Raw genomic sequence first — 25,205 nt, 5'->3', positions numbered from 1 at the left:
ACGAAAGGGTTCCCTCACATGCACCCAAACCGACTGTTGCGACTGGCGGCGGCCACCCTGGCCGCCGGAGTACTGCTGACCGCGTGTGGCACCGGCACCGAGGGAGGCTCCGGCGGCGGCAACGAAAAGATCACCCTGAATGTCAACCTGTTCGGCAACTTCGGGTACCAGGACCTGTACGCCGAGTACCAGAAGGCGCATCCGAACATCACGATCCAGGAGCGCACGGCCGCCTACAACGACCATCATCGCGACCTGATCACCCACCTGGCCACCGGCTCCGGCGCGGGCGACATCGAGGGCGTCGACACGGGCTTCATCGCGCAGATGCGCGAGCGGGGCAACCTCTTCGTGGACCTGGGCAAGGACCGCCAGTCCGAGTACCTCGACTGGAAGTGGGCGGCGTCGCTGGCCAAGGACGGCAAGCAGATCGGGTACGGCACCGACGTCGGCGGCCTGGCCATCTGCTATCGGCGTGACCTGTTCGAGAAGGCCGGCATGCCGTTCGACCGCGACCAGGTGTCGGCCGCCTGGGGCAGCGGCTGGGACCAGTACATCGAGTTCGGCAAGCGGTACGCGGCGAAGGCCCCGGCCGGCAGCGCCTTCTTCGATGGCGGAGGCCAACTGTTCAACGCCATCATCGGCCAGGCCCCGGTCGGGTACTACAACGAGGACAACGCCATCGTCGTGGGCACCAGCCCCGATGTCCGAAAGGCCTGGGACCTGACGGTGAAGGCGATCCAGAGCAACCTGTCGGCCAAGCTGATCGGCAGCTCGCAGGAGTGGAACAACGGCTTCGCGAAGGACCAGTTCGCCACCATCGCGTGTCCGGCCTGGATGATGACCAAGATCAAGGACCAGGCGAAGCACGCCGCCGGCAAGTGGGACGTGGCGAGCGTGCCGGGCGGCGGCGGCAACTGGGGCGGCTCGTACCTCACCGTTCCCAAGCAGGGCAAGCACGTCGAGGAGGCCAAGAAGCTCGCGGCGTGGCTGACCGCCCCGGAACAGCAGGCCAAGGTGTTCACCGCGCGGGGCAACCTGCCGTCCATCCCGGCTCTGTACGACAAGCCCGACATTGCCCAGTACAAGGACGCCTTCTTCAACAACGCACCGGTGGGCCAGCTCTTCACCACCGCGGCAAAGCAACTCAAGCCCCAGTACCAGGGCCCGCGAGCCGGAGACGTGCAGACCACCATCCGCGACGCCCTCGTCCGCATCGAACAGGGCAAGCAGAGCTCCGACGAGTCCTGGAAGCAGATGGTCAGCGACGTCGAGCGCCTCGCCAAGTAACTCGACCCGCGCCGCCGGCGGTCGCCCCTGACCGCCGGCGGCCCCCGGCGACGAAGGATCGACGATGGCCACCTACCTCCACCAGGCCCGGCGGGCCGGCCTGAGCCGGCTCGACACCAAGGGCTCGCCCTACCTCTACATCCTGCCGTTCTTCCTGCTGTTCGCCGCGTTCGGGCTGTTCCCGCTGCTGTACACGGCGTACGTCTCGTTCAATGACTGGGACCTGCTCGACTCCGGGTCGCACCGCTGGGTCGGCCTCGCGAACTACCGCGAGATGCTGCAGGACGCGTACTTCTGGAACGCCCTGGGCAACACACTCAGCATCTGGGTGCTGTCCACCGTGCCGCAACTGCTCGCCGCGCTCTGGATCGCCCACCTGCTCAACCACCGGCTGCGGGCCCGCACCGCGCTACGGATGGGCGTGCTGCTGCCCAACGTCACCTCGATCGTGGCGGTGACGATCGTCTTCACCCAGCTGTTCGGCCGCGACTTCGGCATGGTCAACTGGGCGCTCGGCCTCGTCGGCATCGGCCCGATCGACTGGCAGGCCAACACCTGGAGCTCCCACCTGGCCATCTCGTTCATCGTCGCCTGGCGGTGGACCGGCTACAACGCCCTCATCTACCTCGCCTCGATGCAGGCGATCCCGCACCACCTGTACGAGGCCGCCGACCTCGACGGTGCGTCGCAGGGTCAGCAGTTCAGGCGGATCACCGTCCCGATGCTGCGGCCGACGATCATCTTCACCACGGTGATCTCGACGATCGGCGGCCTGCAGATCATGGCCGAACCCCTGCTGTTCGCCAGCTCCCAGACGCCCACCGGCGGCTCCGACCGGCAGTTCCAGACCGTCGCCCTGTTCATGTACGAGCAGGGGTTCCGGGAGTTCCGCTTCGGCTACGCCTCGGCGGTCGCCTGGACGCTCTGTCTGGTCATCGCCATCTTCGCGATCATCAACTTCCTGCTCACCCGGCGCATCGCCAAGGACGAGGACTGAGGAGGATGCCGTGACCACCCTCGCGGACCCCACACAGACCGGCACCACACCCTCGCCGCCGCAACGCCGGTCCCACCGGCGCCGGAGCTTCGGGTATCCACGCAAGGGCTCGGTCTGGAGCTACGGCGCCCTGCTGGCGGTCGTGGCCGGGTCGGTCTTCCCGCTCTACTGGTCCATCGTCGTGTCCTCGCAGACCAGCGAAGCCGTCACGAAGGTGCCGCCGGCCCTGGTGCCCGGCGGGCACCTCTTCGACAACATCGCGCGCGTGTTCGACACGACCGACTTCGGCCGGGCCCTGGTGAACTCCTTCATCGTCAGCGGCTCGATCACCGTCTCCGTGGTGTTCTTCTCGACCCTGGCCGGGTTCGCCTTCGCCAAACTGCGGTTCCGAGGCCGAAAGGCGCTTCTCGTCGTGGCCATCGCGACCTCGATGGTGCCGCACCAGCTCGGCATCATCCCGCTGTACATCCTGATGGCCGACCTCGGCTGGACCGGACGCCTCACCGCCGTGATCGTGCCTGGGCTGGTAACCGCGTTCGGCGTCTTCTTCATGACCCAGTACCTCGGCCGCGCCGTGCCCGACGAACTGCTGGAGGCCGGCCGCGTCGACGGGTCCAGCACGTTCGGCCTGTACTGGCACATCGTCCTGCCGGCGGCCCGCCCCGCCGCGGCGGTGCTCGGGCTGTTCACCTTCATGCAGGCGTGGAACGACTTCTTCTGGCCGCTGGTCGTGCTGCAGAACAACGCGACCGTGCAGGTGGCGCTCTCCGCACTGGCCAGCGGCTACACCACCGACTACACCCTGACGCTGACCGGCACGTTGCTCGCCACGCTGCCGATCCTCGTCGTCTTCATGCTCCTCGGCCGGCACCTCGTCGACGGCATCATGCAGGGGGCGGTGAAGGGATGACCACCACGTCCGAAGGCGCCGCCGCGCCCGCAGCCCGGCCGGACCTGCCCGAGCTGCCGGACCTGCCGGCCGGCTTCATCTGGGGCGCGGCCACAGCGGCGTACCAGATCGAGGGGGCGGTCGACGAGGACGGCCGCGGGCCGTCGATCTGGGACACCTTCTGCCGCCGCCCCGGTGCCGTCGACGACGGCACCTCCGGCTCGGTCGCCTGCGACAGCTACCACCGCTGGCGGGAGGACGTGGACCTGCTGGCCGGCCTCGGCGTGGACGCCTACCGTTTCTCGGTCGCCTGGCCACGGGTCATGCCGGCCGGGCGGGGCGCGGTGAACCGGCGGGGCCTCGGCTACTACGACCGGCTCGTCGACGCCCTGTGCGGGCACGGCATCCGGCCGTTCGTCACGCTGTACCACTGGGATCTGCCCCAGGCGCTCGAGGACGAGGGTGGCTGGCGGGTACGGGACACCGCCGAGTGGTTCGCCGAGTACGCCGCCGCGGTGGCGGGCGTCCTCGGCGACCGGGTCCAGGACTGGATCACGCTGAACGAGCCGTACTGCTCGTCGATGGTCGGCTACGCGGAGGGCCGGCACGCTCCCGGCACCGCCGAAGGACATGGTGCCCTGGCCGCCGCCCACCACCTGCTGCTCGGGCACGGCAGGGCGGTCGCCGCAGTCCGGTCCGCCGCCGGCCCGCGGTCGCGCGTCGGCATCACGCTCAACCTCTCCCCCGCCGTGCCGGCCAGCGATACCGAGGCCGACCGGGCGGCGGCGGATCGGCAGGACCTCATGCTCAACCGGCAGTTCACGGATCCGGTGCTGGGCGGCGCGTACCCGCCCGGGTTCGAGCGGCTCTACGCCGGGGTGAGCGATCTGTCGTTTCGCCGGGACGGTGACCTGGCGGTGATCTCCACGCCGCTGGACTTCCTCGGTGTCAACTACTACTACCGGGTGCACGTCGCCGACGCCCCGTACGAGCAGCCCGACCCGGCGCTGCGCAGCGCGTTCGACATCGGGGTCCGGCAGCTACGGCCGGACGGGTTGCCCACCACCGACCTGGGCTGGCCGGTGGAGCCGCAAGGGCTGTTCGACACCCTGACCGGGCTCGCGGACCGTTACCCGGGCCTGCCTGCCGTGTACGTGACGGAAAACGGCTGCGCCGACCTGCGGGACGGACCCGAGCCGGACCCGGAACGGATCTCGTTCGTGGCCGGGCACCTGGCGGCGGCGGCCCGTGCGGCCGCCGTCGACGACCGGCTCGATCTGCGGGGGTACTTCTACTGGTCGCTCATCGACAACTTCGAGTGGGCCCGCGGGTACGGGCCCCGCTTCGGTCTGGCCCACGTCGACTACGGCACCGGATCCCGTACGCCCAAGGCCAGCTACCACTGGCTGCGTGACCGCTTGCGGGCGTGGCGGAAACGCACCTCCACCTGAAGCGCCGCCCGCGGCTTGTGGCCGGAACAAGCTCTTCGATCATGAAGGCGGGGCGTGGGCACCGGGTTCGCCTGGCGGGGCGTCGAGGGCCAGCCTCAGCGCCGCCTCGACCGGATAGACCGGGCAGTACAGCGGAGTGTCTGTGGCCGGCGGGGACGCGTCCTTCGCCTCGAACGCCTCGCGGGCCCGGCCGAGGTCCGCGAGCAGGTCGGCGACTGACGGCTCCTTCTTCGGCTCCGGGGGCGCCGCCTCGACGGGTGCCTCCGTCTTCGGCGCCGCAATTGAGACGCCGAGCGCCGCCGCGGCGGCGTTGAGCCCGTCCTTCGGCATCGCGGCGGCCAGCGCCGAGAGGCGGCCGACGGCCTGGTGGGCGTACGCGGCGTCGACCGGCACCGCCGGCAGCTCGAACCGGGTGCCGGTCTGAGCGCCGAACGGGGCGTCGCGGAACACCCGGTCGCGGTTCTCGGCGTCGACGAGCACGTGGCGGCCGTCGTGGAGGTCGGCGTACAGGTTGGCGGCGAGCACGTTCCCGTCGAGCAGCAGGTTCTGGCCGGGCACGGTCGCGCGGACGGCGATGCTGTCGGCGAAGGCGAGCACGTTGGCCTCGACCCGCATGACACCCCGGCCGGAGATGTCCAGCAGGCAGCCGGTCGTGGACTGCCCGGTCGAGGCCCGGCCGGTGGGGTCGGCGGCGAACAGGACCGTGTTGCCGCGGATGGCCCAGGGGCCCGCGCCCGGTGCCTGGATACGGACGGCGGTGCCGCTCGTGTTGACGACCACGTTGTTCTCGAACGTCCCGTACGCCGCGCTGAGCCGCACGGCGCAGTACGCCGCGTTGGCGAAGACGCAGTTGCGTACGGTGATGCCGCCGCTGCCGCCGCGCAGGTCGAGCAGCGCCGCCGACTGGGAATGGCCCGCGTCGAGGGCGCCGCTGTCGGCGTACGCGTTGTAGGTCGCCCCGTCGAACATGAACCCGTCGAGGATGAGGCCCTCCCCCGAGTCCTCGCCGGTGAGCACCGGATCGCCGAAGATGCCCTTCGCCTTGGTCTCCGGAGTGAGCACGAAGCGCACCGGGTGTCGCCAGGGGTCGCGCGCGGCGAACTCGGCGTCCCACCCGCCCAGCAGCGTCAGGTTGCGTACGGGGATGCGCCACGTGCCCGACCGCAGGCGGCTCGTGTACTCACCCGCGGCGACGAGGATGCGGTCGCCCTCGGCGGCCTTTTCGAGGGCCTGGAACGGGTCGCGGAACGGCGCCTCGCGGCTGCCGTCCCCGCCGGAGGATCCGGCCCGCACGAACCAGTCGCGCCCGGCCGGCCGGGGCGGCTCGGGGGCCGTGACGTCGAGCACGGGCGCGAGGGAGTCGAGGACGATGGTGGCGCTCTGACGCCCGCCGGGCGGCGTGAGGCGGTACGTGCCGCGGAGCAGGTACGTGGACTCGACGTCGAGGCCGCGCGAATACCGTACGGCCTCCTCAGTCTGGTGATGGACGAGGCCGTAGCGCGGGGCGAGCGCCCACCACGGGCTGTTGTCGGTGCCGGGCTCGTAGACGGCGACGCCGATGTGCGTCTCCGCGAGCTCGGGGAGGATCTGCGTGTTCTGGTCGAAGCCGACCCCGGCCCGCACCTGCACCGGGGCTCCGGCGAGCGCCGGGTCGGCCTCGTAGAGCCGCGCCCAGTCGACGGCCTGGTACGCCGGACCGGCCGGGAGCTCGGTGAACGGCTCCGGCGCCGCCAGGTCGGCGGGATGCGCGCCCGGCGCCGCGCCGACCGCGAGGGTGAGCACCTCGGCCGGGGCGAGCCGGCGCATGACGGGCCGCTGAACATCAAAGTCTGATGTGGACGGCAGCTCACCGAGGCCGGCCGATTCCCGCAGCGCGTTGAGGGCGGCGATCGGCGGGCGCTCGTACGTGACGGCGACGTCCACCGTGTACGTGTCGAGCCACGCCGCCGGGAGCCCGGTCAGCTGTGGGTCGCCGACGGTGTTGCCGGCCGCCGAGCGCAGGCCGACGTCTTCGAGCTCCGCGGCGTACTCCTCGGTGAGCTCGGCCTCCGCGCCCGGCACCCGGCTGCGCACGATGTCGCGCGGTGTGGCGAAGAACAGGTTACGGTCGATGGCGATCTGTCCGACGTCGCGCAGGCAGGCGATGGCCGCGTTGCCGCAGCCGACGAACACGTTGTCGGCGATCGCGGCAGCGCCGCCGACCCGTACGCCGACGGCCCGGTCGGCGCCGGAGCCGCGCGGCGGGTCGGAGTCGTCGTGGGCGAAGGCGAAGGTGTTGCGGCTTACCGCGGCCGGGGTCTCGGGGGCGCCGTCACGGACGGTGAGCAGGCTGAGGCCGACGCAGTTGACGACGATGTTGTTCTCGAAGACCGCGGAGTCGCCACCGAGCTCGACGCCGCCGGAGCTGCCGTTGGCGAAGCCGCAGTCGCGGACGGTGATGCGCTCGCCGCGCAGGCTCACCAGCGGGCCGTCCCCGTAGGAGGCGCGCCGCAGGCCGCCCTGCTCGTCGTAGTCGTCGCGCCCGGCCCCGTCGAAGAACAGCCCGTCCAGGACGAGGCCGTCGTGGCCGCCGATGCCCTGGAGCATGTTCGGCTCGTTCGGGACGCGCAGGCCGGCCTTTGCCGCGAAGACCGTCGGTGTCTGCCAGGGGGTACGGCGGGCGAAGTCGGGGCTGTATCCGCCGAGCACTGTCAGCTCGGGGGTGTCGACGACCCACGAGGAGCGCTCACCGCGCCCGGTATAGGTGCCCGCCGCGATGTGGATGCGGTCGCCGGGCGCAGCCTGCCGCAGGGCGAGCCACGGGTCGTGGAACGGCCGGGCCCGGGTGCCGTCTCCGACCGGGCCGCCAGCCGCGACGAAAAGGTCGGTCATGACTTCTTCACCTCGTCGTCGGCTTCCTCCGTCTTGTCCGCGAGCAGCTTGAAGCCCACCTTGACCGCGTCTCTGACCTGGGCGAACGCGGCGAGACCCGTCTGCTTGTAGGGTCCCTCGGCCAGGTCCCTGACGTATTCCTCCTCGGTCGCCAGCAGCGACTCCAGGGATGCCGAGGCCTTCGCCAGCTCCTCGTTGAACTTCGCCAGCGTGCCCGGATCATCGGTCAGCTGGGCGAAGGCGTTGGTGCTCTCCTCCACGAGCGTGGGGAAGAGCTCGTCGTAGAGCTTGCTGGACTGCTCCTTGGCCGCCTCGGCCCGCGTGTCGAGCCCTCGGTCGAGGACGTTCTCCTTCATCCAGTCCCAGTCGGTGGCCCGGTAGTCGCCGGACGCGCCGATGCCGCGCCAGTTCCCCGCCGCCTCGGCGCCGCGGGCGAAGAGCTTGTCGATCCAGTCCTCGTCGAGTTGTTCGCGGGCCGCGGTCAGCAGCTTGATGTTGTCGACCACCGTCTGCTTCGCGGCACGCTTCTGCTTGGCCGCCATGAGGTTCTCCGCGGTGAGCTTCTCGAAGTTCTTGATCGCCTCGTTGGCGGCCTCCTTGGACGACGGGTCCTTCATGAAGAGGACGATCAGGCGGGCGCCCGAGGTCGGGAGGTATTTGACGAGCAGGCTCTTGACCGTGTCCTGGATGGAGCCGAAGTTCTTGAGGAGCAGCTGCTCGACGATCGCGTCGTTGCTGCGCGCGTTCTTGAGGTCCTCCTCGCACTTCTTGATGAGCGCGAGGTCGGCCTCCAGGACCTTGCTCATCAGCGTGGCGACCTCGGGGACGTCGAGCCGGGCGACCTGCGCCCAGATCTTGCGCTCCCCGGCGAGGAAGTCACGCGGGCCGACCGCGGTCCACCGTTCGTCGACGGACATGGCGTTGGCCTGGCTGTCCTCCAGCACCGACCGGATGTCCGATTCGAGGCGCTCCATCAGCGCGTCGGCCTGCTCGCAGTTGGTCTCCCACCGGTCGGTCAGGCCGTCATAGCCCGGTTGCTCCAGCTTGGAGAGCATCTCCTCGAACAGCTTCTCCCGATCGGTGTCGAAGCGTTCCAGCAGATCCAAGACCTTGTCGAGGATGTCCTCCTCGAACCCCGTGGCGCGCATCCGCTGCTCAACGAGCTCGCGGGCGTCATCGACATCTTCCACACATTTCAGCGTAGGAGCCCTCGGTCACCCAAGGCAGTCGTGAACCCGATCCCTGCCAGATCAAGGATCCGACCTACGCCGCCGCTCGGTGAAGACTGACTCCGAAAGTCGTCGGCTCTTCGGGAGTGCACCATGTCATCCCTGTTCAGCGGACCGATACTTGGTGTTCGTATACGCGACCTTCGAGCAGGCCCAAGCGATCCTGCAGCGTCGGGGCCGAGGAGCCGGCGGACAACACGTCCGGCAGCGCACCCGCTACCCCTACGTGTTCCGCGGCCTCATCTACTGCGCAGCCTGCCACCGTCGCATGCAGGGCCAGTACAACCACGGCGACGCATACTACCGCTGACAAGGTCGATGTCTACCGGCAACTCGGCCTCCGACTGAACTACCAGCCAGAAACGCAAACGGTGCGCGCTGAAGTGGATCTCAACGCGCACCGTGGGGCAATGGTCGTGTCCGAGGGGGGACTTGAACTCTTGTACGTATCATCGGTGCTCCATTTCGGGTGCACATGCTCATAGATTACGGCACGTCCAGGGTTGGCTCAACCTCGTGCGCTAATTACCGGGCGTGAGCATGAATCGAAGTCGGGCTGCGTATGGTCCAATCTTGCCAGCCAGCTGGATCGGTTATCAACTGACCGAAATGAACCTGCAGGCCTCAAGCTTGAGCCCCACCGCAGGGTCCTGGTGAGTTTCAGTCGACCGGCGTTGACGGCAACCCGTGCCGCTCGCGTTCTCCGGTAGCGGGCCAGGGCGAGGGTCTGGATCCAGATCAGTCGCCGGACCGCTGCGGTGTCGGAGCTGCAGTAGACGGCCACGGCCGTCAGACCTGCCCCCTCCTGTCGTCGCACGACGCTGACAGGAACGGCAGATTCCCGCAGCACCTCTCCCCCGACGGCACCAACTGTTCCATGTCCGAGGCGAACAACCGTAGATAGGATTCTGAGCAAGCGCCCGCTTTACGGTCACGTTTCACGCGCTTTCCGCGGACAGGTGGGAATCCTGCTTAAATGCCTGAGCAATCGAAAGTGATCTGACTGCCGAGCTGCCGGGGGTCCGCATCATCCGAAAAGTTCGCGGATAACTCCCATTGCTCGTGGCGAGATCGCTTCGTCGGGGTAGAAGTCGGCACACAGACGTACAGCGTCGTCCACCGTCGTCACCTTGGCCAGCGCCGCCAGGGCGCGAAGGTCGTCCACGTCGCGGGTTCGCGCCGCGAGCGCCTTCATCGCGAAGATGTGCTCCGGAGAGGCCGCCATCACGCGCAGGCCAGGGTGGTCGAAGACCCGCCGCTTGCCCGGGTCGTCCTTGCCGGACACGTACACGCTGGCCTGCTCGTTGAGCCACCACGGCGGTAGCCCCAGCTCGTCGGCCACTGCACGCGCCTCATCGAGGACAACTCCGTGCGGAACGAACATCGCGTCAACGTCCCTGGTCACCCGTTTCGCGTCGTAGGCGAGCGCCATCGCGGCACCACCCACAATGAAGATGTCAGCGACGACTCCGCGGCGGACAAGCCGGTCGCCCAGGTGAGCGAACGCGCGTTCGAGTTCCGCGCGCCCCATGAGGACGCCGTCTGATCCGCTCACGCCGCGGCCAGGTCGTGAACGGACAGGTACACACCGTGCTTCCGGAATGCAGCCGGGGCCCATGCCAGGGCGTCGGCCCGGTGAATGGCCAGTTCGGCCGGGAACCATGCCCGGCGCAGCACACGTGCGTCGACCCATGCGGGCGGAGCAAGATCTGCCTGAGCTAGCAGGTGCTCCGCGAGCGCGGCAAGCAGCGCGTCCCACCGTGGGTCCTCGGTTAGCCCGGGCTCATCTCGCAACAGGTCGACCCTGGTGTCGGCGGGCTCCCAGCGGTACTCCTCCAGAAACTCCCATATGAGCTTCCAGCGAGTCTGGTCGGTGTCAGCGGATGCCAGATGGGTGGCCAACCTGGTCAGAGTCATCGGTTCATAGCTGGTACCCATTGGGCAAGCCTCACCTTCGAGCCGACGGCTTCATCCGTTGCAGACTATCGCGGCACCGCCCGCGAACACTGCAGAGGTGAGGTGGCGACGGGCGCCCGATTTTGGTCCGCGCCCTGCTCGGAGGGTTCACTCATGCTGCACGCACGGCATCACCCTTGTGATCTTGGTTGTAGGCAGCGCAGTCTGTGACGTTGCCCGTCAACTAACAGGGGGTGCATGCGAGCGTGACTCTCAGTCAGGATGCGATCGAGAAGACAACGAAGTTGGTCGAGTTTCTCGCTGAGGTGACGGCCGCAGTCGAGCGGGACCCAGTTTGTGACATTCTGGAAGATCCGGACGCGCCTGATCCCGTCATCTGGCTCGATGCCCTGCCGCGGGGCGTTCAGTGGATGGCTAGCCCTGCCGATGATGTGATCATGCGGCTGCGTCCGTCTCGGCCACCAGCGGAGCCGGCGCCGCCGGAGGTGCTGCACGAGTGGATCGACATGGACTCCGTGGGCGGGTTCGCTGGTTCTGTGCCGCGCCTGTTGGACGCTCGGCTGAGCGGCGATGACAGTCGCGAGGCACCGCCTGGACGGATTGTGCGTGCTTTCGACGCTTGGGTTGAGCAATGGCAGGCATGGTCCGACGAGGCTCGACGCCTGCACGCCGTTGGGCAGTTGTATGAGCAACTTGAGCGGGCTGCCAAGACGATGGAGCAGCAGGGTCACACTCCTACACGGGAGGAAGATCACCATCGTCTGCGACCAGGAACACTGCACACCAACCATAGAAAAATCCGCGCAGGTCAACCTGCGCGGATCATGATCGATATGTGGTAATGATGTGTCCGAGGGGGGACTTGAACCCCCACGCCCTATACGGGCACTAGCACCTCAAGCTAGCGCGTCTGCCATTCCGCCACCCGGACCTGCACGTACCAGCCTACCTGGTCGACCAATGTGAGTTACTCGCCGCATCGGTCGGCCCGGCGGGCCGCACGGGGCATTACTGTACACGGCCCAGAACGATCATGCACATCAGCTCCCGGGCGGCACGTTTGCGCAGGTCAGCTGCCACAACAATCGCGTGGGTAGCGCGCAACAGGCGATTCCGGGCAGCATTGCTCACGTGTCCCACCCCTCCCCGTTGATCGCCACTCAACACCAGGCCCTCGCGCTGCGCGCCGCGGGTGACCTGACAAGCGCCCGCCGCCTGCTCGCCGACGCGATCATCGCGGCACGCCCGGCGTACGGCGAGGACCACCAGGACGTCATGGCCACCGGTCACCTGCTGGCCCGGCTGCACCGCGAGGCCGACGACCCGGCCGCCGCCCGGCGCGTACTCGAAGAGGCCTACGCCGCCGGCGAGCGCCGCCGCGGCGAGGCCGACCCGCTGATGCTCGCGCTCAGCTTCGACCTGGCCGGGGTGTCCGAGGAGCTTGGCAACCGGCACGAGGCCCGCCGCAACTACAGCCGCGTGGCGACCGTAGGGCCCGCCGTGCTCGGTCCGGACCACCCAGCGGTACGCGCGGCCCGCCAGTACCTCGGCGGCTCCGCCGCCGCTCCCGCGGGCTATGGCCCCTTCCCCGGCGGCTTCGCCGCCGCTGCCGGTCCGCACGCCGCTCCGACCCTGCCCGGATACCCGAATCCGGGCCGCCCCGGGCACCCCGATCAGTCCCTGCCCCGGCATCCGAACCAGGGCCCGCCCGCAAGCCCCGATCCGGCGCTGCCGGGAAGCCCTGGTCCGGCCCGGCCCGGTCCCGCCTCCTCCGGGTACCCCGGTCACGGGCTGTCCGAGCCCACCGTCTCGCTGCGGGCGGTCACTCCACCGCACCCGCCCGCACCGCCTCGGCCCGTCACCCCGGGTGTGCCCGGGGCGAGTCCGCCGGTACCCGGTTCGCAGTGGGCTCCCCGCCCGGGCCCGGCACCGCAGGCGCCCCACGCCGCGCAGCCGGCTCAGTCCGCGCCGAACCCGCGGGTCGCTCCGCCACCCCCTGTGGCACCTGCCCCGCCGCAGCAGCCTCCCGCAACCGGACCGAGCGGACCCGCGAGTCCGTGGGCGCCGCCCTCGCCGCCTGCCTCCGAGGCGACGACCCGGTTCGCGCCCATCACCGAGGAGGCGACCACGCGGTTCGCGCCCATCACGGATGAGGCGACGACCCGCTTCCCGGTAGTGCCCGTCGAACCCACCGCCCCGGCGAGGCCACCGGCTGCCGGGACAGCCCCGCAGGTTCCCGGTGTCCGCCCCGTGCCCCCGGCTCAGGGCGTCATCCCGGTTCCCCCGGCGCAGCGTGTCCCCCAGGCACCACCGGCGACGTACGGCCGACCGGCCGCCGCTCCCGGTGTGACCCCGGTGCCGCCCCGCACCCCCGTCACGCCTTCGCACCCGGCCACCGCCGGCACGCCTCCGCAGGCACCCGCACAGATGCCCGGAACCATCGGCGCTCCCGCGCTGCCGATGCCGGGAACCGCCGGCACATCCCCACTTCCGCCCCCGCCGGTCATCCCGCCGCCGCCCGCGCCGCCGGTCACCGAGGTGCCGCCTGCCGGGATCACTCCGCCACCGTCGCGGGCGCCCTCGGCGGGACTCCTGCCGCCGCCTCCGGCCGTCCTGCCGCCGGCGCCTCGCGTGCCGGCTCCGGCAGCCGGCGACCTGCCTCCGCCACCGGCCGTTCCGGTCGTCCCGCCGGTGTCGTCCCCGCCCGCTCCGCAACCGGTCACCCCTCCGGCCGCGGCAGCGCCACCGGCGCCCACGCCCCAGCCGGTGGCCGAGTCGGCGCCGGCCGCTGCCACCGCACCGACGCCGGCCTCCGCACCTGTACCGCCGCGACCGGCACCCGCCCCGCGGGCGACTCCCACGGCCGAGGCAACCGCTCCCCCACGGCCTGCCGCGGAGCGGACGGTCGGCACCGGCACCGGCACCGGCACCGACGTTTCCGGCCCGGGTACGACACCGCCTGTCCCGGGTGGACCGGGCTGGGACAAGCCGACGATCCAGGTGCAGCAGATCGGCCCGCTGCTGGAAGAGGAGGCGGCGCGCAACGCCGCGACGGCGGCCCCCGGCGCCCCGGCCAAGCCCACGGTGACCGGCGCCGCCAGCGAGACCCCGGCCGGCGCAAGGCCGGTCAGCAGCCCTCCGATCGGCGCGCCCTCGCCCAGCGGACGGCCCGAGGGATCACCGCCGATCAGCGCGCCGCCCGCCGTCTCGTCCGAGGCCGCCTCGTCCGTGACGCCTGCGGTGAGCGCGCCGCCGGCGAGCACATCCCCGATCAGCGGACCGCCGGCTACGGGTGACGGCGACGCTGCCGCGAGCGTGATGCAGCCGAGCGCGCCCTCGCCGGGTGTGCCGAGCACCGTGGGCGCGCCCGCAGCCGGTGCCCCGGCGGCAGACGCGCCATCGCCGCCCGCCGCGCCCCAGATCAGCGCTCCACACGCCAGCGCTGCGCCGATCAGCGCGCCACCCGGATCCGGCTACCCGTCGCTGGCCGGCGCACCACCCGTCAGCGGTCCTCCTGGACCGCCGATCAGCGCACCACCCGCGCCCGCCTACCCGCCAGCGGTCAGCGCGCCGCCCGCCGGGTACCCGCCGGTCAGCGCTCCCCCCGGCACCTATCCACCGCCCGTCAGCGGACCACCCGCCGCACCGGTCAGCGCGGCACCCGTCAGCGGTTCCTCCGTACCGCCGTGGGGCATGGTCGCGCCGCCGTGGAGCAGCGCCGCCCCGTCCCAGCCGGTCGACCGGCCCACCGCCCCGGAGCCGGACGAGGACGAACCGGCACCCGCCGACGCGGCGGACGGGCCGGGCTCCGACACGGCGGAGCCGAACCGGCAGATGACGATCTACGAGGACCTGCTGGACTTCCCCGAGCCCGCCCGGCCGGAGCCGCCGGGCGAGCCGGGCCAGCCGGAGCCGGGCGCCTGGCCGGCGACCCCGCCGATGTTCCACCAGCCGCCGCCGGTCCAGCCGCCGGACGCGTACCCGATAGAGCCGGAGCGGTCCGGTCGGACGGTGCTGGCCCTGGTCGTCGGCGGTGCGGTGCTCGCGGTGCTGGCCGCGGTCGGTATCGGCGCGGTGTTGCTGAACCGGGAGGCAGCGCCGCCACCGGCCCCCGTGCCCGCGTCCGGTGCCGCGTCGCCGAAGGTGGCCGGTCCGCCGCCGGGGGACCTGAAGCTACGCGACGACACCACCACCGTCACAGTGACCTGGACCGATCCGACGAACGGCGGGGTGCCGTTCGTGGTGGCGGGTGGCCGGGCCGGGCAGAAGCTCGGGGTGATGGCGACTGTCGACGCCGGGCAGACCCGCTACACGGTGAACGGGTTGAGCGCGAAGCTGGACTACTGCTTCACGGTGCTGGCCGTCTACTCGACCGACTCGTACGCCACCTCGGGTCAGGTCTGCACGGACCGGGAGGCCGGCGGCACGGCGAACTGAGCGCTCGGGCGACACGCTCGGTGTCCACAGGAGGACGGTGCGGGTTTCACCGGCTCCGGGCGGCACCTATGATGGCTCCCGGCTCTGGGGAGGGTCGGCCGTGCTCGGTGTCCCTCCCCCACCGACGCGGGGAGGCAGCCGGCAGTGACCACCATTGAGGACGTCACGGGCACCGGGCCGGCGCCGGCCCGGCCACGGCCGCGGATGCGCGGCGGACTCGTCACCATCGGCACGGTGGCCGCGCTGCTGGCCGCGATGGGCCTGACGGTGCTCGGGCTGGGTGCCGCCGACAACGCGGTGGCGAGCTTCGACGCGTCCTCCTGGTTGTGGAGCACCACCCGCAGCGAGCTGGCCCGGGTCAACGGTGTCACGGCGAGGGTGGACACCCGGATGGAGGTGCCGGGCGGGCGGCGGCACCAGATGCAGGTGGCCCAGACCGACCGGCTGCTGATCCTGCGCGACCTCAACACCGGTCGGGTCAGCTCGCTGGACCTGGCGACGTTGCAGATCACCGCCACCACGCCGACCGCGCCGGGGCTCGGGGTGAGCGTGGCGCTGCACGAGGACGCGGCGTTCGTGGTGGACGCGGTGCAGGGCATCGTGCGGCAGCTCGACCCGCGGGCCCTGACGCCTGTGGGTGAGCCGGTCCGCTACCCGCCGGGCATCACCGGCGGCACGCTCGACGGCGCCGGCAAGCTGTGGGTCGCGGTGCCGAGCGAGGGCACCGTCTCGGCGGTGACCGCCGCCGAGCTGCCGGAGACGCCGGGTGACGCGCCGCCCGCCGGGCTCAGCCCGAAGCGCGTGGAGACGTACGACGTGGCCGAGCCGGCGCACGAGCTGGTGGTGTCCACGCTGGACGAGGGCGTGGCGGTGCTGGACCGCACCTCGGCGTCGCTGGTGACTGTGGTCGGCGGGCAGACGAAGCGGGCGCAGCTGAGCATGACCGCGCCGGGCTACCTGCCGACGCGTACCAGCGGGCAGCAGGTGCCGGTGACGGTTCCCGGTGAACGGTCGGTGCACGTGGTGCGGGACAGCCGCGAGGTGAAGCGGTTCACGGTGCCGGGCGACGGCGTCCGGCTCAGCCCGGCGGTGGCGTGGGCGGGCCGGTTCTACTGCGCCGACGAGAACACCGGCACGGTGTACGCCTTCGACGCCGAGGGTCAGCTCGTGCAGACCGTCAAGGGCTCCGGCCGGCCCGGCCCGGTCGAGCTGGAGGTGCGCGAGAACCACCTGTTCATCAACCCGCCCGACTCGTCGACGGCGCAGGTGGTCGACGACCGCAACCAGGTGCGTGAGGTCGACAAGTACGCAAACGACGTGCTCGGAGGCGACCCGCCGCCGGTCGCTCCGCCGCCGCCCCCGCCGAAGAAGCCGAAGGTGTCCAAGCCGGGTGCCCCGAAGTCGGTCACCGCCGCCGCCGGTGACGCGTCGGCCCGGGTGAGCTGGCAGGCCGCCGCGTCGAACGGCGCCGAGATCACCCGGTACGTGGTGGAGGGCGCCGGTCAGACCCACCAGGTCGGCGCGAACCAGCGTGCACTGGAGATCACCGGCCTGACGAACGGGGAGACGTACACGTTCTCGGTGCACGCGGTGAACGCCAAGGGCGAGGGGCCCGCGCGGCGCAGCAACCCGGTGGTGCCGACGGCCGAGGTGCCGGACCCACCGGCGTCGGTGACCGCCGAGGCGCGGCCGGACGGCACGGTGCGGGTGAGCTGGCCCGAGGCTGACGGCCAGGGCAACAAGATCGCGAAGTACGCGGTGACGGCGACCTCGGCGGGCGCGAGCGCCCCGGCCGGCGAGTCGCCGAAGACGGAGCTGGTGGTGCCGGCCGGGCAACTGGAGTACGGCACCCAGTACGCGTTCACGGTGACCGCCGTGAGTGAGAAGGGCGCCGGGTCGAAGGCGTCACCGGTGAGCAACACGGTGGTGCCGTTCACCGTGCCGAAGGCACCGACCGAGCTGCGCGCGTCCACAGTCGCCGACCAGCCGGGCACCGTCGCCGTGCAGTGGTCCCCGGCCCTGGACAACGGCCGGCCGGTGACGAAGTACCTGGTCGAGGCGGCCGGCAAGACCGTCGAGGTGACCGACGTGCGGGCCACCGTGGGCGGGCTGGGCAACGGGCAGAACGTGACGGTGAAGGTCAAGGCGGTGAACGAGGCCGGGCCGGGACCGGAGGCGAGCACGACCGCGCGCACGGTGGCCGAGCCCCGGATCACGGTGACCGGTTCGTCGGCGGACGCCACGTCGGTGACTGTGACGTTCACCGTGGACGCGGGCGGCGGCCGGGCCACCTGCACGGCCGCGACCGGCGGGAAGACGGCCAGCGGAAGCTGTTCCAGCCTGCGGGTGACCGGGCTGACGCCGGGTACCGCGTACACGGTGACGCTGACCGCGAGCAACGCCGCCGGTAAGGGCACCGCTTCCCGGGCGCAGGGCACAGACCCGCTGTACGGCATCGCCACCTGCAAGAACGGTCCGGACGGCGACCAGCGGACGTACTGCGACAAGGACGTCGACGGCCGCAACGGCAACGAGATCTTCGAGGTGCCGAGGCAGGACAACGACCGGCAGGCGGGCTGGGTGCCGGACGGCCGGCGGCTGCGCACGTACTGCAAGGTGAAGGGCGAGGACGTCGACGCCTGGATCTACAACAACAACAAGAAGAGCACCTGGTGGATCCAGGTGGACTACAAGGGCAAGACGTACATCCCGTGGGCCTGGCTCAACCTGGAGGGCGGCGACGACCTCGGCGTCCTGCCCACCTGCTGACCGCACGAGAGGCGCATCAGTGAACACGCACGAACCGCTCAGCCAGCCGGAGGTGCAGGGCTTCGCCGCCCTGGCCGCCCGGCTGGCCGACAACGTCAACGCGGTCGTGCTGGGCAAGCCGCAGGTGGTGCGGCTGGCGCTGACCGCGCTGTTCGCGCAGGGGCACGTGCTGCTGGAGGACGTACCGGGCGTCGGCAAGACCACGCTGGCGCGGGCAATCGCGGCGACTGTGAAGGGACAGTGGCGGCGGATCCAGTTCACGCCGGACCTGCTCCCCTCCGACGTGTCAGGCGTGACCATCTTCAACCAGGCCAGCCGGGGTTTCGAGTTCCACCCGGGGCCGGTGTTCGCCAACATCGTGATCGCCGACGAGATCAACCGGGCGTCGCCGAAGACGCAGTCGGCGCTGCTTGAGGTGATGGAGGAGCGGACCGTCACAGTGGACGGCGTACGGCACCCGGTGCCGCAGCCGTTCCTGGTGGTGGCCACGCAGAACCCGGTGGAGATGGACGGCACCTACCGGCTGCCCGAGGCGCAGCTCGACCGGTTCCTGGTGAAGCTCTCGGTCGGCTACCCGGACGAGGCGGTCGAGGTGGAGGTGCTGCGCGGCGCCACGGTCCGCTCCCCCGACTCGCTGAGCCCGGTCACCGACACCGCCACTGTGGGCGAGATGGTGAAGATGGCCCGGCGGGTGCACATCGCCGAGCCGCTCTACGCGTACGCGGTGCGACTGGCCGCGGCGACGCGTACCCATGCGCAGGTGCGGGTCGGGGTGAGCCCGCGCGGGGTGATCGCGCTGACCCGCGCGGCGTGCGCGTACGCGCTGATCGACGGCCGGGGCTGGATCATGCCGGAGGACCTGAAGGCGCTCGTCGAACCGGTGTTCGCGCACCGGCTGCTGCTCACCCCCGACGCGCAGGTGCGCGGCGTCACGCCCGCCGAGGTGCTGCGCCAGGCGGTCGCGTCGGTGCCGGTGCCGCTGCCGACGGGCCAGGCCACAGCGGTGCACGGCTGAGCGTGGGGATCACCGCCCGTGGGGTCGGGTTACTTGTCGCCGCCCTGGTGCTGCTCGGCGTGGGGTTCCGGTACGCGTACCCGGAGCTGACTGTGCTCGGCGCGGCGGCCGGGGTGGCGGTCGGCTATGCCGTGGTGAACGCGGCCTGGCGGCCCCGGCTGAGCGTGGCGCGGCGGGCCGACCCGGACCGGGTGGCCCGGGGTGAGCCGGCGGCGATGGAGCTGACGGTGCGCAACACCGGCCGGCTGCGCGCGGCGAACCTGGTGGCCGAGGACCGCTGCGCCGGGGCGCTGGTGCCGGTGCCGCTGCTGCGGTTGCGTCCGGGCCGGGACACCGTGGTGCGGTACGACGTGCCGACGCAGCGGCGTGGGGTGGTGCCGGTGGGGCCGCTGCGGGTGGTGCGCCGGGATCCGCTGGGCCTGGTGGCGCTGGCGCGCGGCTACGGCGGCACGGTGCCGGTGTGGGTGCACCCGCGCATCCATCCCCTCTCCGCGGTGCCCACCGGCGCGGGGCGCAGCCTGGACGGGCGCACCGACAGCGTGCCGCACGGGTCGATCACGTTCGACTCGCTGCGGGAGTACGTGGTGGGCGACGAGTTGCGCCGCGTGCACTGGCGCACCAGCGCCCGGGTGGGTGAGCTGATGGTTCGGGAGAACGTGGACACCAGCCTGCCGCGCCTGGTGGTGGTGCTGGACAACCGGGCGTCGGCGCATCCCGGCCGTTCCGGTGGCGTCGCGGAGTCGTTCGAGTCGGCGTGCGAGGCGGCGGCGTCGGTGGTGGCCGCCGCCGTGCGGGAGGACCTGCCGGTGCACCTGCTGCTCGTCGTACCCGCCGAGGTGGAGCCCGCCGGAGCGGCCGGGTCGCTGGACCGGCTGGCCGCGGTGGACCTGGCGGACGCCGGGCCAAACGTGCTGCCCGCCGCGACCGGGCGGCTGCGCCGGGACCGGCTCGGCGACACGCTCGTCTTCCTGACCGGGCCGGGTGGCCGCGACGACCTGGGGCACGTGGGCGCGTTGCGTGGCGCGTACCCCTCGGTGGTGGTGGGGATGTTCGGCGCGGACGGTCCGACGGCGGCCGGCACGGCGGGCCTCACCGTGCTGGACGCGGCCGACGGCGCGGCGTTCGCCGCCGAGTGGGACGGGGTCCGCCGGTGGTGACGCCGCCGCGCACCGGCGCGGCGGCGCGCGCGGTCCGGGTGTTGCGGGCCGTGCCCGTGCCGGCCGCGTTGGTCGTGCTGGTCGCGCTCTCCGGCGTGGTGCTGGGCCGGGTGTACGCGGACCCGCTGCCGACCCGGCTGATGGCCGGTGCGGCAATCGGTTCGGTGCTGGTCAGCGTGGCCGCGCGGCGGCTGCCGTCCTGGCTGGTGGCGCCGCTGTCGGTGGCCGCGCTGGCCGGGTGGACGCTGCTGTCGCTGCGGCTGGCCGCCGCGCACGCGGCGCTGCCGGGCGGGCTCGGCGAGGTGGCCGCCGACGCGGCCCGCAACGCGATCCCCCGGCTGCTCACCGCGATGATCCCGGTCGAGCCGGCACCGGACACCGTGCTGGTCCCGGTGGTGGCCGCGTGGCTGGCCGGGCTGACCGCCGCCGAGGTGGCGTTGCGGGCCGGACGGGTGCTGCTGGGCTACCTGCCGCCGGCGCTGCTCTACGCCGGCGCGCTCTACGTGGTCGGGCCGAACGCGGATCCGGCGATCGGCCCGACTGTGCTGTTCGCGGCCGTCGCGGCGGCCGGCCTGGCGACGCCCGGACGCCGCGACGGCCCGGCACCCGATCCGGTCGCCGGTCTGACCCCGGCGGTACGCGCGGCGGTGCGCCTGCGGCTGGCGGCGGCGAGCGCGGCCGGGCTGGCGGTGGTGGTGGCGCTGGCGGCGTTGCTCGCCCCGGTGGTCGCCGCCCAGGTCGACGAGCGGCCGGTCGACCCACGCCGCTACGTGGAGCCGCCGCGGGTGGAGTCGCTGGACGAGAACCCGCTGATCCGGATCTCCGGGTGGGCGCTGAACCCTGATCAGCGGCTGCTCGACGTGCGCACCGTCGCGGGCGCCGGCGAGGGCGGGCCGCCGCGGATCCGGCTGGCGGTGCTCAGCGACTACGACGGGGTGACCTGGCGGGTCGGCGCGACGTACCGCAACGCGGGGCGGATCCTGCCCGCCGCCGAGCCGCCCCCGGGCACGGGCACCGACGAGGTGCGCCAGCAGATCACCGTCGGCGACCTGACCGGGCGGCTGCTACCGGCGGTGCCCACGCCGCGCGAGGTGACCGGCGCGCGGGTGGCGTACGACCCGGCGACCGGGACGCTGATCCGGCCGGAAGGGCTCGCGCCCGGGCTGCGGTACGAGGTGTCCTCGATTCGGGAGCGCCCGGATGTGAACCTGCTGAGCACGGCGAACGTGCCCGCCGGTGACGAGGTGGCCCGGGTGCTGCGGGTGGCCGACGGGGCGCCGGAGCCGCTGCGACGGCTCGCCGCCCAGCTCGCCGAGTCGAACGGCGCCCCGTACGCGCGCGCCGACGCGATCGCCGCGTTCCTGGCCGAGCACTACCGGGTGACAGCTGACGCGCCCAGCGGGCACGCGTACCCGAACCTGGCGTTCTTCCTGTTCGGACCGCGCAACGGCGGCGGGCAGCGGGGCACCTCGGAGCAGTTCGCCGCCGCGTTCGCGGTGCTCGGCCGCCTCGCCGGCCTGCCGACCCGGGTGGTGGTCGGGTTCGAGCCGAGGGGCGACGGTCCGGTACGGGCCGCCGACGCGTACGCCTGGCCGGAGGTGCTGTTCGACGGCGTCGGCTGGGTGCCGTTCGACCCGATGCCGCGCCCGGACTCCGAGCCCCGCCCGGTGGAGGAGGACTTCCGGCCGAAGCCGGAGGATCCGCCGCCGTCGGAGGTGCCCGCGCCCACCGAGGAGCCGAGCGCCACGCCCCCGGCCGCCGCGCCCGCCCCCGGCCGGGACGAGAGCGGGCTCGGTACGCCGCTGCTGGTCGTCGGCGGCGTCGGCGGGCTGGCGTTGCTGGTCGGCGCGGTGCTGGCGGTGCTGTACGCGATGCGCCGCCGGCTGACCCGCTCCCGCCTCGAGGCCGGTGACCCGCAGGCGCGGGTCGCGGGCGCGTGGCGGGAGCTGACGGACGCGCTGCGCCTGGCCGGGCACCCGGTCGGGCCGGACCTGACGGCGGCCGAGGTCGCCGAGCGGGCCCGCCGGACGCTCGCCGATGCCCGCGCGGCCCGATCCAGAGGGAACGCGGCCGAGCCCACGGACCGGATCAGGGACGGCGCGGCCGGGCTCACGGACCGGGCCGGGGACGGCACGGCGTCCGGCGGTCCGGACGAGTCGGCGGTCGACGAGCTGGCCGCCCTGCTCAACCAGGCAGGCTTCGCGCCGGGCAGTGTCACGCCGGAACAGGCGGAGCGGGCCGCGCGGCTGAGTCAGGGCTTCGGCGATACGCTGCGGGCGGCGCGGTCGCGGTGGGGCCGGCTGCTGTGGACGGTCCACCCGGGGCCGCTGCGGTGGCGCCGCTGACAGGCCCGGCCGGGCGTACGGCGGCCGACCGGCCGGATGCGGCCCGCCGCCGGGTGCGACCCGCCGTACCCGGGAATCCGCAGTGACGGGCCGGGCTCAGCGGTCGGCGGCGCGCAGCTTGCGGACGAGTTTGCGCAGCCCGGCCTGCCAGCCGTCCGGATCCTCGGCGCGGCGGCGGGCGTAGTCGGCCACCTCCGGGTGCGGCAGGATCAGGAACCGCTCCTCGGCCAGCCCGGCGATCACCGAGTCGGCGACCTGGTCCGCTGTGAGGATCGTCCCGGACGCGGCGATCACCCGGGCGCCCAGATGCCCCTCGGTGAGGCCGTCGGCGAGCATCGGGGTGTCCACGCCCTGCGGGCACAGCGCGCTGACCCGGATCCCGGCGTCCCGGTAGGTGATCGCCAGCCATTCGGCGAGACCGACCGCCGCGTGCTTGGTGGCGGTGTAGGGGGCGTCGCCGACCGCGGTGAGCACACCCGCCGCCGAGCAGGTGAGCAGCAGGTGGCCCTGGCCCCGGCGGAGCATGCCGGGCAGCACCGCGCGGGCGCTGTGCACGTGCCCGAGCACGTTCACCCGCCAGGCCCGGTCCCACTCCGCGTCGGGCGCGTCGATGCCGCCGCCGGTGGCCACGCCCGCGTTGGCGCAGAACAGGTCGATCCGGCCGTGGCGGCGCTCGGTCTCCTCGACGAGGGCGCGTACCGCCGCCTCGTCGGTGACGTCGAGCCCGACGCCGCTGGCCACCGGGCCGATCGCCTCGGCGGTGGCGCGGGCCGCGTCGGCGGCCAGGTCGGCCAGGACGACAGCGGCGGCGCCCTCGGCGGCGAACCGGCGGCCCAGCGCCGCACCGATCCCGCCGGCCCCGCCGGTGATCACCACAACCCGGTCGGTCAGGTTCATCTCAGGCCACCTTCCCGGGGGCGAGCCGGGGCAGCAGGTCCATCCAGGCCGCCGCGCCACCCTCGGTGATCTCGGGCGTGGGCAGCACCGCGACCACCGGCACGTCCACGCCGTTGTCGGCGTAGCGGCGGACGGCGGCCACGCACTGCTCGGGTGAGCCGTGCGGCACCAGCGCGTCGACCACCTCGTCCGGTACGGCGGCGGAGGCGCCCCGCCGGTCGCCCGCCGCCCACGCCTGCCACATCGGGCCGAGCGAGTCCTCGCGGCCCAGCCACCTGTGGAACGCGGCGTACGCGGGCACCGTCAGATAGCCGGTGATCATGCGACGGCCCAGCGCGCGGGCGTACGTGGCGTCCTCGGTCGGGCAGACGAAGATGCGGGCGGCCACCTCGAAGCCGGGCCGGCGCTCGCCCACCTCGGCCAGCGCTGTCGGCACGTCCTCGGCGGACAGCCAGTTGAGGATCACCCCGTCGGCCTCGGCGGCGGCCAGGCGCAGCATGCCGGGGCGCAACGCGGCCAGCACGACCGGCGGCGGCACGGCGGGCGGGCGTTCCAGCGTGAACTTGCGGACGGCGAACGTGTCGAACGCGCCGTCGACTGTCTCGCCGCGCAACGCGGCCCGCAGGAACCGCAGCACGTCCCGGGTGCGCTTGAACGGCTCGTCGAACTCGATCGCGTTCCAGTCGCGCACCAGCACCGGCGACGACGCGCCGACGCCGAGCGCGAAGCGGCCCGGCGCGGCCTCGGCCAGCGCGGCGGCGCTCATCGCGAGCAGTCCCGGCCCGCGGGTGAACACCGGCGTGATCGCGGTGCCCAGCCGCAGCCGCGGCGACCAGGCCGCGGCCAGGGCCAGCGGGGTGAACGCGTCCGCGCCGGCCACCTCCGACGACCACACGTCGGTGAACCCGGCGTCGTCGAGGGCCGCGTAGACGGCGGCGTGGTCGGCGAGCGGGATGCCGCCCAGCGGCACGGTCATGCCCCATCGGTTCGTCACCCGTCGATCGTGCCCGTCCGGCACCGCCGGGAGCAAGATCCAGGCCGATATGGGCGATCGGGCGGCGACGCCGGTCCCGCACGCCGCACCCGGGCTACGATCCGCGCGTGACCTTCTCGCTCGTCGCCCGCTCCGCCGACGGGCTCCTGCACGGCGTCGTCGTGGCCAGCCGGTTCCTCGCCGCCGGGGCGCTGGTGCCGGCGGCTGAGGCGCAGGTGGGAGCGGTCGCCACCCAGGCGCACGCCAACCTCGCCTACCGGTCGCAGGCGCTCGCGCTGCTGCGTACCGGCGTCAGCGCCACCGACGCGGTGGCCGGGCTGGTGGCCGCCGACCCCGGCCGCGACGACCGGCAGCTCGCCGTGGTCGGGGCGGCCGGCGACGGGGCGACCTGGACCGGGACGCGCTGCCACCCGTGGGCCGGTGGGCAGGCCGGCGACGGCTGGGCCGCGCAGGGCAACATCCTGAGCGGGCCGCAGGTGATCGACGCGCTGCGCGACGCCTGGCTGGCCCGCGTGGATCTGCCGTTCCCGCAACGCCTGCTGGCCGCGCTCATCGCCGGTGACCAGGCCGGCGGCGACCGGCGCGGCCGGCAGAGCGCGGCGATGCTCGTGGTGCGGCGCCACGGCGGTTACGCCGGCACCGGCGACGAGCTGGTGGACCTGCGCGTGGACGACCACGTGGACCCGGTCTCCGAGCTGAGCCGCCTGCTCGACATCCACCACATGCTGTTCGGCCGCCCCGACCCGGCCTCGCTGCGTGACCTCGCCGGTCCGCTCGCGACCGAGGTGGCGGAGCTGCTCGCCGCCACCGGCCACCCGGTCGGCCCGGCCGGCCTGGACGACGCGCTGGCGGCCTGGAGCGGCCTGGAGAACCTGGAGGAACGCTTCGTGCCCGGCCGGATCGACCCGATCGTGCTGGCGCACCTGCGGCGCTGCGCGGCGCGCTGA

General features: G+C 72.7%; 17 protein-coding genes, 1 tRNA gene and 1 pseudogene. 12 read left to right on the top strand and 7 right to left on the bottom strand.

All coding sequences use genetic code 11. The annotated features are described in order from the left end of the window. The first annotated feature begins 18 nt into the window (after positions 1-18). The 4 genes from AB0C17_RS06930 (at position 19) to AB0C17_RS06915 (ending at position 4,627) form a co-directional block, all read left to right on the top strand. Positions 19-1,290: an ABC transporter substrate-binding protein gene (locus AB0C17_RS06930; protein ID WP_357468167.1), complete on the top strand. Its 1,272-nt coding sequence runs from the start codon at positions 19-21 to the stop codon at positions 1,288-1,290. Between the two features lie 64 nt (positions 1,291-1,354). After that, the gene (locus AB0C17_RS06925; RefSeq protein ID WP_357386642.1) at positions 1,355-2,287 is read left to right on the top strand and encodes a sugar ABC transporter permease; all 933 of its coding nucleotides are present in this window, start codon (positions 1,355-1,357) and stop codon (positions 2,285-2,287) included. Between the two features lie 130 nt (positions 2,288-2,417). Beyond that, positions 2,418-3,197 (top strand): carbohydrate ABC transporter permease, encoded by a 780-nt coding sequence (locus tag AB0C17_RS06920; RefSeq protein WP_357386747.1) that lies wholly within the window; start codon positions 2,418-2,420, stop codon positions 3,195-3,197. Continuing rightward, a complete protein-coding gene (locus AB0C17_RS06915) occupies positions 3,194-4,627 on the top strand; it encodes a GH1 family beta-glucosidase (protein ID WP_357477128.1) in 1,434 nt (477 codons plus the stop codon). Before AB0C17_RS06920 ends, AB0C17_RS06915 begins: the two co-directional genes overlap by 4 nt. A 39-nt stretch (positions 4,628-4,666) precedes the next feature. Here AB0C17_RS06915 and AB0C17_RS06910 read toward each other — a convergent pair whose 3' ends face one another. The 4 genes from AB0C17_RS06910 to AB0C17_RS06895 form a co-directional block, all read right to left on the bottom strand. Next, entirely contained in the window at positions 4,667-7,498 is a 2,832-nt protein-coding gene (locus tag AB0C17_RS06910) for a right-handed parallel beta-helix repeat-containing protein (RefSeq protein ID WP_357386638.1), read from the bottom strand. Beyond that, positions 7,495-8,688, bottom strand: a complete 1,194-nt coding sequence (locus tag AB0C17_RS06905; RefSeq protein WP_357386636.1) for a hypothetical protein — start codon at positions 8,686-8,688, stop codon at positions 7,495-7,497. Before AB0C17_RS06905 ends, AB0C17_RS06910 begins: the two co-directional genes overlap by 4 nt. Positions 8,689-9,754: 1,066 nt before the next feature. After that, the gene (locus AB0C17_RS06900; RefSeq protein WP_357477126.1) at positions 9,755-10,282 is read right to left on the bottom strand and encodes a DUF6036 family nucleotidyltransferase; all 528 of its coding nucleotides are present in this window, start codon (positions 10,280-10,282) and stop codon (positions 9,755-9,757) included. After that, positions 10,279-10,665 carry a hypothetical protein gene (locus tag AB0C17_RS06895; RefSeq protein WP_357477123.1) on the bottom strand — a complete coding sequence of 129 codons (387 nt, stop codon included), beginning with the start codon at positions 10,663-10,665 and terminating at the stop codon, positions 10,279-10,281. Before AB0C17_RS06895 ends, AB0C17_RS06900 begins: the two co-directional genes overlap by 4 nt. A gap of 224 nt (positions 10,666-10,889) precedes the next feature. Here AB0C17_RS06895 and AB0C17_RS06890 point away from each other — a divergent pair, with 224 nt between their 5' ends. Next, a complete protein-coding gene (locus tag AB0C17_RS06890; protein WP_357477120.1) occupies positions 10,890-11,486 on the top strand; it encodes a hypothetical protein in 597 nt (198 codons plus the stop codon). 5 nt (positions 11,487-11,491) lie between these two features. On the opposite strand, the gene AB0C17_RS06885 is transcribed toward AB0C17_RS06890, so the two are convergent. Further along, positions 11,492-11,575, bottom strand: a tRNA-Leu gene (locus AB0C17_RS06885). 158 nt (positions 11,576-11,733) lie between these two features. On the opposite strand from AB0C17_RS06885, the pseudogene AB0C17_RS06880 reads away from it, so the two are divergent. From AB0C17_RS06880 to AB0C17_RS06855, 6 genes and pseudogenes are all read left to right on the top strand, one after another. Further along, positions 11,734-11,949: pseudogene (locus AB0C17_RS06880) on the top strand (hypothetical protein); the annotation flags it as partial. Between the two features lie 1,695 nt (positions 11,950-13,644). Continuing rightward, positions 13,645-15,081 (top strand): hypothetical protein, encoded by a 1,437-nt coding sequence (locus AB0C17_RS06875; RefSeq protein WP_357477292.1) that lies wholly within the window; start codon positions 13,645-13,647, stop codon positions 15,079-15,081. 204 nt (positions 15,082-15,285) lie between these two features. Further along, positions 15,286-17,850: a fibronectin type III domain-containing protein gene (locus AB0C17_RS06870; RefSeq protein WP_357477289.1), complete on the top strand. Its 2,565-nt coding sequence runs from the start codon at positions 15,286-15,288 to the stop codon at positions 17,848-17,850. 19 nt (positions 17,851-17,869) lie between these two features. Then, complete coding sequence (locus AB0C17_RS06865) at positions 17,870-18,865, top strand: MoxR family ATPase (RefSeq protein WP_357386619.1); 996 nt, start codon at positions 17,870-17,872, stop codon at positions 18,863-18,865. 2 nt (positions 18,866-18,867) lie between these two features. Continuing rightward, complete coding sequence (locus tag AB0C17_RS06860; RefSeq protein ID WP_357477117.1) at positions 18,868-20,022, top strand: DUF58 domain-containing protein; 1,155 nt, start codon at positions 18,868-18,870, stop codon at positions 20,020-20,022. Next, positions 20,016-22,367, top strand: a complete 2,352-nt coding sequence (locus AB0C17_RS06855) for a DUF3488 and transglutaminase-like domain-containing protein (protein WP_357477115.1) — start codon at positions 20,016-20,018, stop codon at positions 22,365-22,367. Before AB0C17_RS06860 ends, AB0C17_RS06855 begins: the two co-directional genes overlap by 7 nt. Before the next feature lie 96 nt (positions 22,368-22,463). Here the strand turns inward: AB0C17_RS06855 and AB0C17_RS06850 are convergent, their stop codons facing one another. Together AB0C17_RS06850 and AB0C17_RS06845 are read right to left on the bottom strand one after the other, a co-directional pair. Next, on the bottom strand, positions 22,464-23,264 hold the full coding sequence (locus tag AB0C17_RS06850; protein ID WP_357477112.1) for an SDR family oxidoreductase: 801 nt from the start codon (positions 23,262-23,264) through the stop codon (positions 22,464-22,466). 1 nt (position 23,265) lies between these two features. Beyond that, positions 23,266-24,240 carry an LLM class F420-dependent oxidoreductase gene (locus AB0C17_RS06845; RefSeq protein WP_357477287.1) on the bottom strand — a complete coding sequence of 325 codons (975 nt, stop codon included), beginning with the start codon at positions 24,238-24,240 and terminating at the stop codon, positions 23,266-23,268. A gap of 125 nt (positions 24,241-24,365) precedes the next feature. Here AB0C17_RS06845 and AB0C17_RS06840 point away from each other — a divergent pair, with 125 nt between their 5' ends. After that, complete coding sequence (locus AB0C17_RS06840) at positions 24,366-25,205, top strand: DUF1028 domain-containing protein (RefSeq protein WP_357477109.1); 840 nt, start codon at positions 24,366-24,368, stop codon at positions 25,203-25,205.

This window comes from Micromonospora sp. NPDC048887, assembly GCF_040649715.1.
Taxonomy (GTDB): Bacteria; Actinomycetota; Actinomycetes; order Mycobacteriales; family Micromonosporaceae; genus Micromonospora.
This window is presented reverse-complemented; position numbering and strand designations above follow the sequence as displayed.